Origin of the sequence: Micromonospora sp. NPDC023966, from assembly GCF_040639095.1 — a bacterium.
Taxonomy (GTDB): domain Bacteria; phylum Actinomycetota; class Actinomycetes; order Mycobacteriales; family Micromonosporaceae; genus Micromonospora.
The window spans coordinates 1-1,499 of record NZ_JBEZZJ010000084.1 but is presented as its reverse complement, the minus strand read 5'-3'; the positions used below and the strand labels follow the sequence as shown (position 1 = coordinate 1,499).

Annotated in this window: 1 protein-coding gene; it reads left to right on the top strand. The window is 68.7% G+C overall.

The features are described from left to right. Nucleotides 1–318: 318 nt before the first annotated feature. A complete protein-coding gene (locus tag AB0F68_RS35200) occupies nucleotides 319–1,404 on the top strand; it encodes an IS110 family transposase (protein ID WP_357346212.1) in 1,086 nt (361 codons plus the stop codon). Nucleotides 1,405–1,499 lie beyond the last annotated feature (95 nt).

Sequence of the window (1,499 nt, the reverse complement as noted above, 5' to 3'; positions counted from 1 at the left end):
CGACGCCCTGGCCGCACGACTGAACAACCGGCCCCGCAAATGCCTCGGTTACCGCACCCCAGCCCAGTGCGTTGCCTTGACTCTTTGAATCTAAGTCGGCTTTCTTTGCGTTCATGCCAACCTGATCGTGGTCCGGCGGGGTTCGCTCGTTTCTTTGCTGCCCCGGCCTTCGGCTGGTGGCTTTTCGTTGATGTGCGGCCCCGCCGGATCCTGCCCCGGGCCGCGGTGTGGCTTGATAGGTGCGTGCCGATGCTCGATGAAGGCGTGCCCCCGCTGCCCGGCTGACAGGGTTCAGCTGCTCGAGGCGAGGGAGACGGCATGGTCGTGATCGGGGTCGACGCGCATAAGCGCAGCCACACGCTGGTGGCGGCGGACGAGTTGGGCCGCAAGCTGGGCGAACGGACGGTCGGAACGACCAGCGACGGGCATCTGCAGGCAGTGCAGTGGGCCGCGCAATGGCCGCAGGTCCGCTTCGCGCTGGAGGACTGTCGGCACCTGACCCGCCGTCTGGAAGGCGACTTGCTGCGCGCCGGGCACCAGGTGGTGCGGGTGCCGACCCGGCTGATGGCCGCGGCGCGTCGGGGTTCGCGGCAGGCCGGCAAGTCTGATCCGATTGACGCGCTCGCGGTGGCGCACGCGGCGCTGCGTGAACCGGACCTGCCGGTGGCCCGGCTGGACGGCCCGGCCCGGCAGGTGAAACTCCTGTCTGACCACCGCCGAGATCTGGTCGTGGAGCGGACCAAGTTGGTCAACCGGCTGCGGTGGCATCTGCACGAACTTGACCCGGGGCTGCAGATCCCGTCTCGAGGTTTGCGCCGCTACTGTGTCATCGACGACCTCAGCGAACGGCTCGCCAACGTCGACGGCACGGTGGCTCGGATCGCCCGGGACCTCCTCGTGCGGTGTCGGGAGCTGACGGTGCAGATCAACAGCCTGGAGCGGGAACTACGCGGCCTTGTCCGCGTCCTGGCGCCGAGCCTGCTTGCCGTTCCCGGCTGCGGTGTCCTCGGCGCGGCGATGATCCTGGGCGAGACCGCCGGCGCCGCCCGGTTCCGTTCCAGGCACGCCTACGCCCGGTTCAACGGCACGGCCCCGATCCCGGTCTGGTCAGGCAACACGGTGCGGGTGCGGCTCAACCGTGGCGGCAACCGGATCGTCAACACCGCCCTTCACATGATCGCCGTCACGCAAGCCCGCGGCGTCGGCCCTGGCAAGGACTACGTCGACAAGCAGCTCGCCGCTGGCAAGACCCGCACGGAAGCGCTGCGGCTGCTGCGCCGCAGGCTGTCCGACCGGGTCTTCACCGCCCTCATCGCCGACGAACGCCGCGCATCCCAGCCCGCCGGAACCGTCACGCCGTTGCCTCCTACCAACCTGACAACCGTGATGACGGCGGCGGCTTGACATAGGAGTCTCCGATGCCTCTGTCGTGACGCCCGTGCCGTGCGTGAAAATCTGGGGTGGTCGCCCGCCGACGTCGTTGATGCTTGGCATCTTGA